We start from the raw sequence: 472 nt of genomic DNA on the forward strand, positions 1-472 counted from the left end.
CCTATGCGGTCGGCGTGTCCACGCAACTCTTCCAAACGCTGACCAACAATCCGATTCTGACCCCTTCGATTTTGGGTTTCGATTCGCTGTATGTGTTTTTGCAGACCTTGCTGGTGTTTACGCTCGGCGGCGTGGGCTATGCTTCCCTGCCGTTGACGGGAAAATTCGGCTTTGAACTGATCGTCATGATGGGCGGCTCGCTGCTATTGTTCTACACGCTCATCAAACAAGGTGGACGAGATTTGTCGCGTATGATTTTAATCGGCGTGATTTTCGGGATTTTGTTCCGCAGCCTGTCGTCGCTGCTTTCGCGCATGATTGATCCCGAAGAATTTACCGCCGCGCAGGCGAATATGTTTGCCACCTTCAATACCGTCCACTCGGAATTGTTGGGTATCGGCTCAGTCGTGTTGCTCATCAGCGCCGCCGTGATCTGGCGCGAACGCCACCGCCTCGATGTTTACCTGCTCGG

Annotated in this window: 1 protein-coding gene; it reads left to right on the forward strand. The window is 53.8% G+C overall.

All coding sequences use genetic code 11. The features are described from left to right. On the forward strand, positions 1 to 472 hold a 472-nt coding region (locus ACTHUR_RS19905; RefSeq protein ID WP_440400523.1), incomplete at both ends, for an iron chelate uptake ABC transporter family permease subunit.

Source organism: Neisseria sp. P0021.S007 (assembly GCF_051956855.1).